This window comes from Sneathiella sp. (genome assembly GCF_002694385.1).
Lineage (GTDB): Bacteria > Pseudomonadota > Alphaproteobacteria > Sneathiellales > Sneathiellaceae > Sneathiella.
Window position 1 is genome coordinate 174,174 of record NZ_NZMB01000018.1, and the last position, 14,891, is coordinate 189,064.

Below are 14,891 nucleotides of genomic sequence, written 5' to 3' on the forward strand. Positions count from 1 at the left end.
TAGCAGGTGCAAAAATTTGTGGAACATGGTATCGCAACGCCAGAATTTTCAGGAGACAACAAAGCAATGGATGTTTCAAAAATCCCGGCTGGCAAAAATGTCCCGTGGGACGTGAATGTGATCATCGAAATTCCGATTGGTGGCGTGCCCGTTAAATATGAAGTGGACAAGGATAGCGGCGCGATGTTCGTCGACCGTTTTCTGCATACGGCCATGTTCTATCCGTGCAACTACGGCTTCATTCCGCAGACCCTCGCCGATGACGGCGATCCGGTCGATGTACTGGTTGCCGGGCCGATCCCGGTCATGCCGGGCGCCATCATTCGCGCCCGCCCGGTCGGCGTCCTGATCATGGAGGACGAAGCCGGTCAGGATGAAAAGATTCTGAGCGTGCCCGTTGATGCGCTGCACCCCTACTATTCCAACATCAATAACTATACCGATCTGCGCGGCATTCTACTCGACCAGATTTCGCATTTCTTCGAACATTACAAAGATCTGGAAACCGACAAATGGGTCCGTATCAAGCGTTGGGGTGATGCCGAGGAAGCAGCGGAAATCATCCGCAAGTCTCTTATCAGCAAGGGCTGACCACAACCGTCTGCCAGCACAAATTCGGCGGGCCTGTCCATGCGAAGGCCCGCCTTTTTCATGCCTTATTCCGCCGCCGCAATCTGCCGTCTGCCGCCGCGCATGTTAAGCAGTGCCATCAGGATCACCAGCGCGAACATCGGCAGGGCGAAGTAATTCACCATTTCCCAGCCAAAGCGCTCTTGCAGTTGACCGCTGAGCAGCGATGCCGTCGCCACCGTGCCGAAGACGAGAAAATCATTCATCCCCTGGACCTTGGCGGCTTCCGACGGGCGATAGGTGGTGGTCACCAGCGTCGTACCGCCGATGAACATGAAATTCCAGGACACCCCGAGCAGGATCAGGGCAGTGTAGAAATTGACCAGTTCCAGTCCCAGAAGGGAAATGGCGACACAGACAATTCCGAGCAGCGCGCCGGTAATGATGATGCGATATTCGCCAAAACGTGCGATCAGCGAACCGGTAAAGAAACTCGGCCCGAACATGGCCACCACATGCCAGCTGATGACATTGAATGAATCGGACGCATCATGACCGCAGCCAACCATCGCAAGCGGCGTCGCCGTCATGATCAGGTTCATGGCGCCATAACCGATCATGGCGCTGAGCGCGGCGATAATGAAGGTCGGCTGGCGGATAATCTCCAGCATCGGACGCTGCGGCTCGTCCGAGACAGCCGCCTTCATCTTCGGAATACGCACAAGGCTGATCAGCAAAATGGCGAGAAACCCGAGCAAGATCACCGAAAGATAGGTACCGAGATAAAGGAAGGGCACGAACAGCTCGCGGCTATGGCTCGCGATCTGCGGACCGAGAAACCCGGCGATCAGCCCGCCCGCCATCACATAGGAAACCGCTTTGGACCGATTGGCCTGTCCGGCGACATCAACGGCCGCAAAACGGTAATAATTGCCGAATGCCGTGTACATACCGACAAACATGGCGCCAATCGTGAAAATCCAGAAATTGCCGACCCAAACCGCATAGCTACAGATGGCGGCGCCGAAAATACCGAGCCCGGCACCAAAGATAAAGCCAGACTGCCGACCAACCCGCCGCATGAAAAGCGAGGCCGGAAGCGTGGCAAGGGCCGTCCCCGTCACCACCGCCGTCACCGGCAGCGTCGCCAGTGACTTGTCCGGCCCCAGCAGAATCAACGCCACCAGCGCCGCCGAGGAAATCATGATGGCCGTGGTGCTGTTGAGCAGCGCCTGGCAGCCGGACATCAAAAGAATGCTTATCTTGGTCCGGCGATCCATCATGCCGATATTTCCTGTTGTTACGGATTAAATTGAGAAAACCAGCGCCCTCAAGCGGCCCCTTCAAGATGGCGATAGCTTTTCAGGACCGTATATTCATCAATGCAGTCGGCATTGACGGGGCTTGCCTGTGTCCGGCTGCCCCAGAGGCTGAAATGCCCGACTTCCCAGCGGTCGGGATCGAGCAGCACCATATGCGCATAAAGACCCGCCGCATTAAGTAACTTGTCGTGACGCGCCTTTTCCCGGTCCATCTGCGTACCCACCGACTGCCGGGCGGACACCTTGTCAATGGCGCTGCGCATATATCCCGGATCTTCCTTCAGGTTGCCATAGTCAAACGCCACAACCTGCCAGCTACGAACACGCGGGCGGCCAAATTTCTGCGAAACCCCATTGAACAGATTATCGAGCAGAAACTCCTGCGCATACTGCGCATTTTCCCAGATATAAAAGGGGGCATAGACTTTTTCTTCAGAATCATACAGGTAGAATTTATGCCTTAGCCCCGGAAAGCCGTTAAACAACGGGCTGCGTATCGCCACATGCTTGCGGATCTGGGTTTCGTCGAATTCCTGCGGCAAGCGAACCGAATATTGCATCGCCAGCATATATGTCTCCCGTTATACACGAAATTTTCGTGGAATATGTCAAGAATGTGACGAAAAAACAACCCACACATATGCATAGCTAATATGCAGATGGCGCCGCATCCTAAAAATGTCGCCACCCGGCGGTCGCCAATGGCAGTTCATGACCATCCGGTCCGCGTACCGTGACACCGCTGCCGCCCGTCATTTCCCCGACAATGGCCAGCGGCACCCCCGCCTTGCCGGAGATCGCAGCCAGCGCCTCCGCCTTGGCGCGCGGGAAAGTAAAGGCCAACTCATAATCATCCCCGCCGGTCAGCAATGCCGAGAACAGCCCTTCATCCGCCGCAAGAGCTTCACGCGCCGCTTCGGAAAAGGGGACCGTCTGCCAGTCAATAATTGCGGCCAGGGAAGATTGATCTGCAATATGGCCGATATCGGCGATCAGCCCGTCAGAGATATCAAGACAGGCGTGGGCAAAACCGGTTATCTGTTGCCCCAGCGCAAGACGCGGCTTTGGTAAATGATAGCGGGCGATCAGATAGTCGCGTGCCGCCGCCGAAAGGTCAGGAAGCTTTCCGCCCTGCAAGATCATCAGCCCCAGCGCCGCATCGCCGATACTGCCCGAAACCGCGATCAGATCCCCCGCCTCCGCCCCGTTGCGGCGAAGCGCCCGACCACTATCCACCTCGCCAACAGCAGTGAGCGAAAGGCACAGCGGACCCGGCGTGCGCACCGTATCACCGCCCAGCAGCCCGATATCAAATTCCGCCTGATCGGTGGCCAGACCGGCGACAAAGCCCTCTATCCAGCCGCGGGCGATTCCCTCCGGCCAAAAGGTCGCGAGCAGATAACCGACCGGAACCGCTCCCATCGCGGCAAGATCGGACAGGTTGACCCTGAGCAGCTTGCGAGCCACATCGGCGGGATCATCATTGCTCAGAAAATGCACCCCTTCGACCATGGCATCCTTGGTGAAGACAAGATCCCGGCCCGGACGGGGCGTCAGGACCGCCGCATCATCGCCAAGGCCAAGGGCGGCGGGAGTGGCAGCGGCAAGCGGTTTGAACAGCGTCTCGATCAGGGCGAATTCGCCCATATCCTCGCGGCCCGTATCGCCCGGTCCCGCCATCATCTCACCCGAATTCGCCGGGGCGCAGCTCTTTCGCGATCTTGTCGAGAACCCCGTTGACCAGCGCCGGTTCCTTGCCCGTGAAGAAACTCCGGGCGATGCCGATATATTCCTTGATCAGGACCTTCGCCGGACTGTCGATACGAGCGAGAAACTCATATGTCGCGGCGCGCAGCAGGCACAGCAGTACAACCTCCAGCCGGTCCGTCGTCCGATCCTTTTCCAGCCGGTCGGCAATCAGCGCGTCAATTTCCGCCTGCCGTTCCCGCGTATGTATGACGATATCGCGAAACAGCGGCTTATCACTGTCTTTGAACTGGTCGCCGTCCAACTCCGCCCCGACGCGATGCAGCAGGAATTCCTCCACCACCTCTTCGGCGGGACGCGGATCATGCTCAAGCTGATACAGCGCCTGCACTGCATTGAGCCGGGCCAGTGTGCGGCGGCTGTGCTTGTCGCCCCGTTTTTCGCTACGCGCATTCATCGCGGGTACATTCCGAATTTTGCTTTGAGTCTCAGCATCTGAAGCGCCGCCACCGCCGCCCCGCCGCCCTTGTTCTTCTCACCCTTGCGGGCCCGCGCCCAGGCTTGCGCCTCATTCTCGCAGGTGATGATCCCGTTTCCAAGAGCAACGCAATAATCGGTGGAAATATCCATCAGCGCACGGGCGCTTTCCTCCGACACCGTATCGTAATGGGAGGTTTCGCCGCGGATCACGCAGCCGAGCGCGACATAGGCATCATACCGCCGCCGTCCGCCCGTAAACTCCATCGATTTGATGGCGAAGCGAATGGCCGCCGGAATTTCGAGACAACCCGGCACCTGTATCACATCGTAACTGGCCCCGGCAGCGTCCAGCGCCTCTTTCGCTCCGTCCAGCAACGCATCGGAAATATCGCGGTAGAAATCCGCCTCAACGACCAGCACATGGATATCGCTGTTCATGGATCAACCCTTTTTGGTGATGGCCCGGGTTTCGGCAATGGTCAGGCCATAGCCGTCCAGCCCCACCACGGTGCGTTTGTTATTGGAAAGCAGGATCATATTGCGGACCCCGAGATCCAGAAGAATCTGCGCGCCGATGCCATAGTCGCGCAGCTCCTGCGGTTCTTTCAGCGGCTTGCCGAGCTTGCGGCGCACCCGATCGGACATGGCCATCGGACGCGGCTCACGTATGAGGACAACGACACCCTGACCCGCTTCATCAATCTGCGCCATGGCGTCATGCAGGATATCGGGGCTTTCATCGACCTCGCCCAGCACATCGCCGAGCAGATTGAGCGCATGCATCCGCACCATCACCGGCTCCTCACCGGAAACATTGCCCTTCACCAGCGCCACATGCTCCGCATATTCGGGCTTGTTGGAGAAGACAATCATCCGCCAATCGCCGCCATATTTACTGCTGATATCCGCTTCCACCTCGCGCGTAATCAGGCTGTCATGACGGCGGCGATAAGCGATCAGATCGGCGATCGTGCCGACTTTGAGGCCATGGAACTGGGCGAACTTCACCAGATCGGGCAGCCGGGCCATGGTGCCGTCGTCATTCATGATCTCGCAGATCACCCCCGCCGGGTTAAGGCCGGCAAGGCGGGAGATATCAACCGCCGCCTCCGTATGGCCAGCGCGGCGCAGTACCCCGCCTTCGCGCGCCACAAGCGGAAACACATGCCCCGGCGAGACAATATCGACGGCGCCCTTGGTCGGATCAACCGCGACGGCAATCGTATGGGCGCGATCCGCCGCCGAAATGCCGGTGGTGACGCCTTCCCTCGCCTCGATCGAGACCGTGAAGTTGGTGGTCAGGCGGGACGCGTTATCCTGCGCCATCAAGGGCAGACCCAGGGTATTGACCCGCGCCTCCGTCATGGACAGGCAGATCAACCCGCGGCCATGCTTGGCCATGAAGTTGATGGCATCCGGCGTTGCGAACTGGGCCGGAATGACAAGATCGCCCTCATTCTCGCGGTCTTCCGCATCGACCAGCACGAACATCTTGCCGTTACGGGCGTCTTCAATAATTTCCTCTGCCGAGGCGAGGTATTCCTTATAGCTCATTTTTTGTTATTTACCTCAGTCATGCGCGCGACGTAACGCGCCAGCACATCTATTTCCATATTGACGCGGCGGCCGATGGTAAAACCGCCGAAAGTGGTATGATCCTGCGTATGGGGGATGATATTGACGGTGAAGTGATCGTCCGTCGCCTCGTTGACGGTTAAGGAAACCCCGTCCAGCGCGACTGAACCCTTGGCCGCGACAAACGGCGCATATTTCGGCGGCAGGGAGAAAACCAGCTTGGTGGAATCGCCAATCTGCTCCTGCATCAGGAGATTGACCACGGTATCCACATGGCCGCTGACCATATGGCCGCCAAGCTCGTCACCAACCTTTAACGCCCGCTCCAGATTGACAGTCGTTCCGACGATCCAATCGCCGACATTGGTGCAGGACAGGGTTTCATCGGACGCTTCGACGGCGAACCAGCCCTCCCCTTTCTCAATTACCGTAAGGCAAGGCCCCGAACAGGCAATAGAGGCGCCGATATCGACAGTCTCCAGATCATAAACAGTCTCGATCTCGATCCGGGTATCGCCTGCTTTTTCGATGGCGCGCACCCGCCCGACATCGGTGATAATGCCTGTAAACATAATGCTCAATTCCGAAGAAAATAACTTTCCAACAAATCTCTTCCCAACCGGCGTTCCCCGATCAGGTCAAGTTCCGGCGCGTCGCTGATCCGTTCAAGCCCGATGGATTGCAGCGCCGGGATACCGTCACCGCCAATGATCGAACTTGCCCGAAACCATTCCAGCCGATCCGCCAATCCCTCTTTTATCAAGCTTGCCTGAAGATGGGAACCTCCCTCGACAAGTATTCGCGTCATTCCCCGTTCGGCCAGAGCGGAAAGCGCCTCCGTCATTTCCGGCAAGCCCGAGGCATTGGCTGTCACTTCAATAATAGTGACGCCGATATCTTCCAGCGCCTTCAGGCGGTCACGGTCATTGTCCGGCACTGTGATAATCCAGAGCGGCGTCTCTCCCGCACTCGCCACCAGCTTCGAGGTGAGTGGCAGTCTAAGTCGCGAATCCGCAACGATACGCACCGGTGAATGCTGCGTGAGGCCATCAATACGACAGGTTAATTCGGGATTGTCCACAAGCACCGTATTCACCCCGACCATGATGGCATCATTCTGCGCCCGCAGGAGATGCCCGAAACGGCGCGCTGCCGGAGAGGTGATCCATTTGCTGTCGCCGCTGGCCGTTGCGATGCGTCCATCCAGGCTGGTTGCCATTTTCAGCGTGACCAGCGGCCGACCCTGCCGCCGTGTCATGATGAAACCAGCGTTCAGCTCCGCTGCCGCTTCCGCGCAGATACTTTCCGTAACCCGGACACCTGCCTTTTGCAGCATCTCGATGCCAAGGCCATTGACCCGTTCATCCGGATCACGCAACGCAATCACCACACGCGCCAGACCGGCCTTGATCAACGCCTCTGCGCAGGGGGGTGTTTTCCCGTGATGCGCACAGGGCTCCAGCGTGACATAGGCCGTGGCGCCACGTGCCTCCTCCCCCGCCCTTTGCAGGGCCACCGTCTCCGCATGGGGACGGCCGCCATCCTGTGTCCAGCCCCGGCCGATAACCTGACCAGCCTTGACAATAACGCAACCGACCGCCGGATTGGGCGCGACCCGGCCCAGCCCGCGCCCCGCCAGGCGAAGCGCATTTCGCATATGTCGTTCGTCACGTGATTTTTCTTCAGGATTCATAATGATTCAGGCTTTCAGACGCCGCGTTCAGCTTGAAACGTTGCCGGATAGCTCGCCGATAAATTCTTCAAAATCCTTCGCTTCGCGGAAATCCTTATAGACGGAGGCGAAGCGTACATAAGACACACTGTCGAGCGCCGCCAGCCCTTCCATCACCAGCTCGCCGATGCGTTCCGATGGCACTTCCTGGTCACCGCTGCTTTCAAGCTGACGAACGATGCCGTTGATCATGCGGTCGATCCGGTCCGGATCAACGGGGCGTTTACGTGTCGCGATGCTGATGGACCGTTCCAGCTTCTCCCGCTCGAACGGGGTGCGCTGGCCATCTTTCTTGACGACAGTCAGCTCACGAAGCTGCACCCGCTCGAACGTGGTGAAGCGGGCCCCGCAGGTGGCACAGGCGCGCCGCCTGCGAATGGCCGTATTATCCTCTGTCGGACGGCTGTCCTTAACTTGCGTTTCTTCACTACTGCAAAATGGACAACGCATTCCGATCGCTCCTTATTCGCTTGTCAAAACCGCTGTACCGTCCGGCATGGCCGACCTAGAGGCCCGGATAGATCGGGAAAGCGTCACACAGCGCCTTCACCTCTTCACGAACCCGTGCCTCGACAGCCCCGTTATCCTCCGGATTTGCGGCCAGTCCGTCAAGCACTTCGGCAATCAGATCGCCGACTTTCGTAAATTCAGCAACGCCAAAGCCGCGCGTTGTCGCCGCCGGGGTGCCAAGGCGCACACCAGATGTCACCATCGGCTTTTCCGGATCGAACGGAATACCGTTCTTGTTGCAGGTGATATGAGCATTCTCGAGCGCCCGTTCGGCGATGTTGCCGGTCAGCTTCTTGGGCCGGAGATCAACCAGCATCACATGAGTGTCTGTACCGCCGGACACGATATCGAGGCCGTGGCCGACCAGCGTCGCCGCCAGCGTCTTTGCATTTTCAACAACCGATGCGGAATAAGCCTTGAAGGCTGGGGTCAGCGCTTCGCCAAAGGCAACCGCCTTGCCCGCGATAACATGCATCAGCGGGCCGCCCTGCATACCCGGGAAAATGGCTGAATTGACTTTCTTGGCAATTGCCTCGTCATTGGTGAGGATCATCCCGCCGCGGGGCCCGCGCAGCGTCTTGTGGGTGGTGGTGGTGACGATATGTGCATGGGGGAACGGGCTCGGATGTACGCCGGCGGCGACAAGGCCGGCGAAATGCGCCATATCGACCATCAGATACGCACCGACTTCATCAGCAATCTGACGGAAGGTCGCAAAGTCCAGATGCCGCGGGTAGGCGGACCCACCTGCGATGATCATCTGCGGACGATGCTCTTTCGCAAGGGCGCGGACCTGATCAAAGTCGATCTGGTGGGTTGTCTTGTCAACGCCGTAATGAATGGCGTTAAACCATTTGCCCGACTGGTTCGGCGCCGCGCCATGGGTCAGGTGCCCCCCGGCGGCGAGCGACAGGCCGAGAATGGTGTCGCCCGGCTTGATTAGCGCCATGAAAGCGCCTTGATTGGCCTGCGAACCGGAATTGGGCTGGACATTGGCGAAGTCGCAACCAAACAGTTCTTTCGCCCGGGAAATCGCCAGCTCCTCGACAATATCGACAAATTCACAGCCGCCATAGTAACGACGTCCCGGATAGCCTTCGGCATATTTGTTGGTGAGTACCGAGCCCTGCGCGGCCATCACCGCCGGGCTGACGATATTTTCCGAGGCGATCAGCTCGATCTGGTCGCGCTGACGGCCCAGTTCCAGCCCGATCGCCTTGAAAACATCCGGGTCGTCCCGCTCAATATCCGCTTTGAAGAATTTTACAGTTTCAGCAGTCTGCTTCGTCATCTGTCGCACTCCTTATAGGACCGCCCTGCCTCAAACGGCAGGCCGGCGTCGCCAATCATCCGTGTCCCGGTCCGCCCGCCGGCATCCCCGCCCGGCACCCGCATCAATTGCCTCCCGCGCTTCGTTGCCGACAGCGCGCCTGCCCCAGAAGGCCACTCATTTTCAGGCCAGCGAAATCCGCGCCGGATGGATAGCACAGGACGTTCAGGGTGCATAGAAAAACCCGGCGCCCGTATCGGTTTTTTTCACAATCCGGAGGCTGGCAATTTCCGTCCGCCTCCCTATATGGACAAACAGAAGGCATTTGTGCGCGATTACTTGAAAAAAAACAGATAAAATGCAAAGGAACGGTTGAACTAAAGGCAGAAGCACCTTAGATTAGCCGCCGTTTCCGGAGAAAATAGAGAGACATCCATTTACGGATAACCAGTTATCCCGGAACCGTTTTCTATTCAGTAGTTTTTTTGTCATATATTATCGCAGCACCACGACAAAATAGCGCCATAATTTGCAATAATACTGACACTCCGGTGCCATTGGCGGGTTTTATGTCCGGTTTTTCGCAAGCCCGATGAATATAATAGAAATTATATTGATCTATTCTGACAATGAAGACTAATGATTGGAATCGGATAAGTTTCTGTTAAGTATCAGGAATGTAGTTTTTAAGAAAATTTTATGTAATTCGGAAGCCAATGTATTGACATATACAGTCAATCGTTGCATGTATTCACGCCGATTGGCACCTAAACAACCCAAAAGCGAACGAAATATAAAAATGACACAGAACTTCTTAAAGGAGGGAGGTCCCTCACCCCTCACAGAACGTGAGGAGTTGCTGCGCATGACTGCGGACATCACTGCGGCCTATGTCAGTAACAACCAGATCGAAAACTCGGAAATCGTTGATGTCATCAAGGCTGTCTACAGCTCTCTCGCTTCTCTGGAAACGGAAGCAGTGACGGACCAGCCATCGGAACCGAAGCCCGCTGTCCCGATCAAGCGGTCGGTTCAGAATGATTACCTAGTGTGCCTGGAAGACGGCAAGCAGCTTAAAATGCTGAAACGCTATCTGCGCTCCAACTATGATATGACGCCGGAAGAATACCGGGCGAAATGGAATCTACCGCCCGATTATCCGATGGTCGCCCCGGCCTATGCAAAACGCAGATCGCAGTTTGCCAAGGAATTCGGATTGGGCCGCAAAAGAAAAAGCGCCTGAACGCCGTTCTGGCCATCCCCGACTTCCAGACACAGGCCCTCCCTGTCCAATCGCCTGTATGATCCCGGCTAGACTATGATGCCGGGTTTTTTTTGCGCCGTCTGCCCGCGTTTCTCATCGGCGTCCGCAGTCTCCCCCGCCTCCCGTTTCAGCACATAAGCAAGCCTGGCGATGACCGCCCGCTCCAGTTCCGCCCGCGAAGCGCTGGCCGCGCCAACGATTGACACCTCCGTCATCGTCGCCGGATCGAACAGCGACACCTTTACCGAAACCCCGTGCGCCTGATATTCGATAATATAGCCTTCCATATCCCGATCCGCCGTCATTCGCCTCTCCGGCCCGCATAAAACTGGCATAGAACATACCATATTATGGCGACAGCACCATGAAGCATATTGATGTCGTCTCGTAAAGCGGTTAAACAGACGGACTTGAATTACCTCTTTGCCGTGCAAACAGATATCTAACCGGAGAATAAGATGAGCAGCGCCGCTTCCAGACCCGCCTTTAATCCCGTCGATCCCTTTCTGCTCAATGATCAGCTGACGGAAGAAGAACGTCTGGTGAGTGAAACGGCGCGGGAATATTGCCAGGAAAAGCTGATGTCCCGCGTTCTGGAAGCCAATCGTCATGAAACCTTTGATCGGGAAATATTCACCGAAATGGGCGCACTCGGCCTGCTTGGCACCACGATTGAAGGCTATGGCTGCGCCGGGCTCGGCTATGTGTCCTACGGCCTTGTCGCGCGGGAGGTGGAGCGGGTGGACAGCGGCTATCGCTCCATGATGAGTGTGCAGTCCAGCCTTGTCATGCATCCCATCTATACTTATGGATCGGAAGATCAGCGCCAGAAATACCTGCCCAAGCTGGCGACCGGCGAATGGATCGGCTGCTTCGGCCTGACCGAGCCCGATCACGGCTCCGACCCCGGCAGTATGGTGACCCGCGCCCGCTCTGTAGATGGGGGATATCGTGTCAGCGGCGCCAAGATGTGGATCACTAACTCCCCCGTCGCCGATGTCTTCGTCGTCTGGGCCAAGACCGACGACGGCGTGATCCGCGGCTTCATCCTTGAAAAGGGCATGGAAGGCCTCAGCGCGCCGAAGATTGAAGGAAAGTTCAGCCTGCGCGCCTCCATCACCGGTGAGATCGTCATGGACAATGTATTCGTGCCGGAAGAAAATCTGCTGCCGAATGTGCAGGGCTTAAGCGGCCCGTTCGGCTGCCTGAACAGTGCCCGTTTCGGTATTGCCTGGGGGGCGCTTGGCGCCGCAGAATTCTGCTGGCAGGCCGCGCTCAACTACACGCTGGAGCGTAAGCAGTTCGGCCGCCCCCTCGCCGCCAACCAGCTCATCCAGAAAAAGCTCGCCGATATGCAGACGGAAATTACGCTCGGACTGCAGGCCTGCCTCCGCGTCGGCCACCTGCGCGATCAGGGGAACGCCGCGCCGGAAATGATTTCTCTCATCAAACGCAATAGCTGCGGCAAGGCCCTCGATATTGCCCGGACGGCACGCGATATGCATGGCGGCAACGGTATTTCCGACGAATATCACGTCATCCGCCATGTCATGAATCTGGAGGCCGTCAATACATATGAAGGCACCCATGACGTGCATGCGCTGATCCTTGGCCGCGCCCAGACCGGCATTCAGGCCTTTACGGGGGCCTGAAGACACGCCACAATCGCCTGCACATCAATAACAAAAATCGAGACGGCGCCACGCCGCGGGAGGATAAAATGAAGATTGCGGGCAAGAATATTGTGATTACGGGCGGGGCGAGCGGCATCGGCAAGGCGCTGGCGCTCCGCTTTCATCAGGAAGGCGCGAAATCCATCACCGTCGCCGACCTGCAGGAAGGTCCGCTCAACGAGGTGGCTAAGTCAGTGGGCGGCCTCGCCGTTCCCTGCAATGTCGCAAAAGAGTCGGATATCCAGAATCTGGTGGCAAAGGCCGAAGCGGCCTATGGCCCGATTGATATTTTCGTCTCCAACGCCGGGATTGCCCGCTACGGTTTCGAGGAAACGCCGGACGATATCTGGCAGCAGAACTGGGATATCCATGTGATGGCCCATGTCTATGCCGCCCGCGCCGTGGTTGACAAGATGCTCGCCAATGGTGGCGGCTATCTCGTCAACACCGCCTCTGCCGCCGGGCTGCTGACCCAGATCAACAGCTCCACCTATTCCACCACCAAGCATGCCGCCATCGCCTTCGCCGAAACCCTGCATATCCGCTACAGCGACAAGGGCATTCGCGTTTCTGTCCTCTGCCCGCAATCGGTGCGGACGGCCATGACAGCGAACAATATTGATGGCGTCGCGTCCGTTGACGGGGTGATGGAGCCGGAACAGCTCGCCGATTGTGTGGTTGAGACGATGGACAAGGAAGAATTTCTTATCCTGCCGCATCCGCAGGTGCTCGAATATATGCGCCGCAAGACCAGCGACTATGACCGCTGGCTGAAAGGCATGCGCAAACTCCGCGATATCTACGACAAGCAGTAACCCTGCCCCGCCGCCCGCAGATCGTTGCGGTAGTAGAAGATAATCAGCTATCGCCGTCCGATACCGTTCGGGCGGCGTTTTTCTTGTGGAAAAAGGTTCTCACCATCTTCATGTCGCCATACTGCCCGAGATCATTATGCCCGGCCTCGTCGATCTTGATAAACGCCGTCCCCTTCGGGGCGAGGGTGGCGAGCTTTTCCCCCTGCCGGAAGGGCACCACCTTATCCTCACTGCCATGGATGATCAGGATCGGCGCCTTGACCGCGCTGATGCGCCGGTCGGAATGGAAAGGATATTTCATCATGAAATCAAACGGCACCCAGCCGACGCGATAACGCGTCACCTCAAGAAGAGAGAGGAAGGGCGATTCCAGCACCACCGCAAACGGATCGCGCGCCGCAGCGACAGGCACAGCGATGGCCGCCCCCATCGAATGGGCGAGGAGGCCGATCGGCCCGCCCGCCTTCGCCGCCAGGAAATCATAGGCAGCGATGCCGTCCGTGATCACCCCTTCTTCGCTCGGGCTGCCCGAACTGCCGCCATAGCCGCGATATTCCGCGATCAGCACGCCATAGCCCGCCGCGGCGAGGGTTCGCCCGCGGTCAAGCTGATCGGCCGCGATTTCGGCGCTGCCATGAAAGACGAGGATACTGGCTGCCGCCGCTCCTTCCGGATGGTAGAGCATATTCAGCCGCTCCCCGTCCGGGGTCTCGACAACAACAGGCGCAAAGCCGCCTCCCGGTTCCGCCGGACCGGCATGCTCGGGGATAGGAAAAACGATGGCCCGCTGGATAATGTAAATCCCCGCAAAGGGGATCACCACAAAGATCATCAGCGCGGCAAACAGGGCAATATATATTTTATGTCGCAGGGTCATCCGCGCTTTATACAAGAGAATGATGTGGGGGGATAGAGTGCCCGCTGCACATAAATAAGCTGGATAGACAGCCGATAAATTGGCAAGATCGCCATATATTCCGTCAAACAACAAAAACAACAGGTGGACCGATGAAAAGCTACGCAGATGGAAAAATCAAAGTTGAAAACAGGGGCGCCGTCACCATCGTGACCATCGACCGCCCGGCGCAGCGCAATGCCTGCACCGTGGAAATGGTGAAGGCCCTGCATGATGCCTTTTTGGCGTTCGAGCAGGACGCGACATCCCGCGTCGCCATCCTGACCGGCGCGGGCGGCTATTTCTCGGCGGGCGCCGATCTTGAGGAAATTTCCAGCGGCAGCGCCATCGGCTATAGCTGGGCGGGGAAGGATAAAGGCGCGACGCGACGCCGCCTCTCAAAACCCGTAATTGCAGCGGTGGAAGGGCATGCGGTCGCCGCGGGCCTCGCCCTCGCCGTCTGGTGCGACATGCGCGTTGCCAGCAAAAGCGCGGTGTTCGGCGTGTTCTGCCGCCGCTTTGGCGGACCGATGCCGAACGGCGCGACCGTCCGCCTGCCGCGCATTATTGGGGAGAGCCGCGCGCTCGACATGCTGATGACCGGCCGCCCCGTCAAGGCGGAGGAGGCCTATCATATCGGCCTCGCCGACCGGCTGGCGGAGACGGGCGAGGCACTCGCCGCCGCCCTCACACTCGCGGAGCAGCTCGCCGCCTTCCCGCAATCGGCCCTGCTGTGCGACCGCAAGTCAGCCATCGAGCAATGGGACTACCCGGAGGAAGAAGCCATCGACCGCGAGATCGAAGGGGCGAAATTCGCCTTCCGCGACGCCTTCCAGTCCGGCGCCGGAACCTTTGTCAAAGGCATCGGCCGACATGGGGAGTTTTCTTGATAAGTTAGTTAGCGACCAAACCCGGCGGGGCGGCAGACAACCGTCACGCTGGGATTTCTTAGCATTTGGAGAGAGTGATTTTACGGCATGAGGTCATTGAGAATAAAGGAAAATGATTGGAAATATAACATTTCAAATAAACCTTTACAATAAAATCACACTTTCAAGGTGATAAAATTAACCGCATT

At 57.8% G+C, this 14,891-nt stretch carries 17 protein-coding genes; 5 read left to right on the forward strand and 12 right to left on the reverse strand.

The annotated features are described in order from the left end of the window. The first annotated feature begins 66 nt into the window (after nucleotides 1–66). Nucleotides 67–591, forward strand: coding sequence for an inorganic diphosphatase (gene ppa, locus CMN55_RS12870; protein ID WP_293950213.1), 525 nt, complete (start codon nucleotides 67–69; stop codon nucleotides 589–591). Nucleotides 592–656: 65 nt separating this feature from the next. On the opposite strand, the gene CMN55_RS12875 is transcribed toward ppa, so the two are convergent. The 10 genes from CMN55_RS12875 to glyA all read right to left on the reverse strand — a co-directional run bounded on the left by CMN55_RS12875 (nucleotide 657) and on the right by glyA (nucleotide 9,187). Beyond that, on the reverse strand, nucleotides 657–1,853 hold the full coding sequence (locus tag CMN55_RS12875; RefSeq protein ID WP_293950214.1) for an MFS transporter: 1,197 nt from the start codon (nucleotides 1,851–1,853) through the stop codon (nucleotides 657–659). A 47-nt stretch (nucleotides 1,854–1,900) separates the two neighbouring features. Further along, the gene (locus CMN55_RS12880; RefSeq protein ID WP_293950215.1) at nucleotides 1,901–2,461 is read right to left on the reverse strand and encodes a DUF4865 family protein; all 561 of its coding nucleotides are present in this window, start codon (nucleotides 2,459–2,461) and stop codon (nucleotides 1,901–1,903) included. A 103-nt stretch (nucleotides 2,462–2,564) separates the two neighbouring features. Then, entirely contained in the window at nucleotides 2,565–3,575 is a 1,011-nt protein-coding gene (gene thiL / locus CMN55_RS12885; RefSeq protein WP_293950216.1) for a thiamine-phosphate kinase, read from the reverse strand. 1 nt (nucleotide 3,576) lies between these two features. Further along, complete coding sequence (gene nusB, locus CMN55_RS12890) at nucleotides 3,577–4,056, reverse strand: transcription antitermination factor NusB (RefSeq protein WP_293950217.1); 480 nt, start codon at nucleotides 4,054–4,056, stop codon at nucleotides 3,577–3,579. Further along, nucleotides 4,053–4,517, reverse strand: coding sequence for a 6,7-dimethyl-8-ribityllumazine synthase (locus tag CMN55_RS12895; RefSeq protein ID WP_293950218.1), 465 nt, complete (start codon nucleotides 4,515–4,517; stop codon nucleotides 4,053–4,055). The genes nusB and CMN55_RS12895 overlap by 4 nt, the downstream gene beginning before the upstream one ends. Before the next feature lie 3 nt (nucleotides 4,518–4,520). Beyond that, on the reverse strand, nucleotides 4,521–5,633 hold the full coding sequence (gene ribB / locus CMN55_RS12900) for a 3,4-dihydroxy-2-butanone-4-phosphate synthase (RefSeq protein ID WP_293950219.1): 1,113 nt from the start codon (nucleotides 5,631–5,633) through the stop codon (nucleotides 4,521–4,523). After that, nucleotides 5,630–6,226 (reverse strand): riboflavin synthase, encoded by a 597-nt coding sequence (locus tag CMN55_RS12905; RefSeq protein WP_293950220.1) that lies wholly within the window; start codon nucleotides 6,224–6,226, stop codon nucleotides 5,630–5,632. The genes ribB and CMN55_RS12905 overlap by 4 nt, the downstream gene beginning before the upstream one ends. A 5-nt stretch (nucleotides 6,227–6,231) precedes the next feature. Further along, the gene (gene ribD / locus CMN55_RS12910) at nucleotides 6,232–7,347 is read right to left on the reverse strand and encodes a bifunctional diaminohydroxyphosphoribosylaminopyrimidine deaminase/5-amino-6-(5-phosphoribosylamino)uracil reductase RibD (protein WP_293950221.1); all 1,116 of its coding nucleotides are present in this window, start codon (nucleotides 7,345–7,347) and stop codon (nucleotides 6,232–6,234) included. 27 nt (nucleotides 7,348–7,374) lie between these two features. After that, on the reverse strand, nucleotides 7,375–7,836 hold the full coding sequence (nrdR, locus tag CMN55_RS12915; protein WP_293950222.1) for a transcriptional regulator NrdR: 462 nt from the start codon (nucleotides 7,834–7,836) through the stop codon (nucleotides 7,375–7,377). Nucleotides 7,837–7,891: 55 nt separating this feature from the next. Beyond that, nucleotides 7,892–9,187, reverse strand: a complete 1,296-nt coding sequence (gene glyA / locus CMN55_RS12920; RefSeq protein ID WP_293950223.1) for a serine hydroxymethyltransferase — start codon at nucleotides 9,185–9,187, stop codon at nucleotides 7,892–7,894. A gap of 844 nt (nucleotides 9,188–10,031) precedes the next feature. On the opposite strand from glyA, the gene CMN55_RS12925 reads away from it, so the two are divergent. After that, on the forward strand, nucleotides 10,032–10,409 hold the full coding sequence (locus CMN55_RS12925; protein WP_293950224.1) for a Ros/MucR family transcriptional regulator: 378 nt from the start codon (nucleotides 10,032–10,034) through the stop codon (nucleotides 10,407–10,409). A 68-nt stretch (nucleotides 10,410–10,477) separates the two neighbouring features. Here CMN55_RS12925 and CMN55_RS12930 read toward each other — a convergent pair whose 3' ends face one another. Beyond that, nucleotides 10,478–10,735, reverse strand: coding sequence for a DUF6898 family protein (locus CMN55_RS12930; RefSeq protein ID WP_293950225.1), 258 nt, complete (start codon nucleotides 10,733–10,735; stop codon nucleotides 10,478–10,480). A 153-nt stretch (nucleotides 10,736–10,888) separates the two neighbouring features. Between CMN55_RS12930 and CMN55_RS12935 the strand changes: the two genes are divergently transcribed. Together CMN55_RS12935 and CMN55_RS12940 are read left to right on the forward strand one after the other, a co-directional pair. Continuing rightward, on the forward strand, nucleotides 10,889–12,082 hold the full coding sequence (locus tag CMN55_RS12935) for an acyl-CoA dehydrogenase (RefSeq protein ID WP_293950226.1): 1,194 nt from the start codon (nucleotides 10,889–10,891) through the stop codon (nucleotides 12,080–12,082). 68 nt (nucleotides 12,083–12,150) lie between these two features. Then, complete coding sequence (locus tag CMN55_RS12940) at nucleotides 12,151–12,918, forward strand: SDR family oxidoreductase (RefSeq protein ID WP_293950227.1); 768 nt, start codon at nucleotides 12,151–12,153, stop codon at nucleotides 12,916–12,918. A 43-nt stretch (nucleotides 12,919–12,961) separates the two neighbouring features. Here CMN55_RS12940 and CMN55_RS12945 read toward each other — a convergent pair whose 3' ends face one another. Continuing rightward, entirely contained in the window at nucleotides 12,962–13,795 is an 834-nt protein-coding gene (locus CMN55_RS12945; RefSeq protein ID WP_293950228.1) for an alpha/beta hydrolase, read from the reverse strand. A 131-nt stretch (nucleotides 13,796–13,926) separates the two neighbouring features. Here CMN55_RS12945 and CMN55_RS12950 point away from each other — a divergent pair, with 131 nt between their 5' ends. Next, a complete protein-coding gene (locus tag CMN55_RS12950; RefSeq protein WP_293950229.1) occupies nucleotides 13,927–14,703 on the forward strand; it encodes a crotonase/enoyl-CoA hydratase family protein in 777 nt (258 codons plus the stop codon). Nucleotides 14,704–14,891 lie beyond the last annotated feature (188 nt).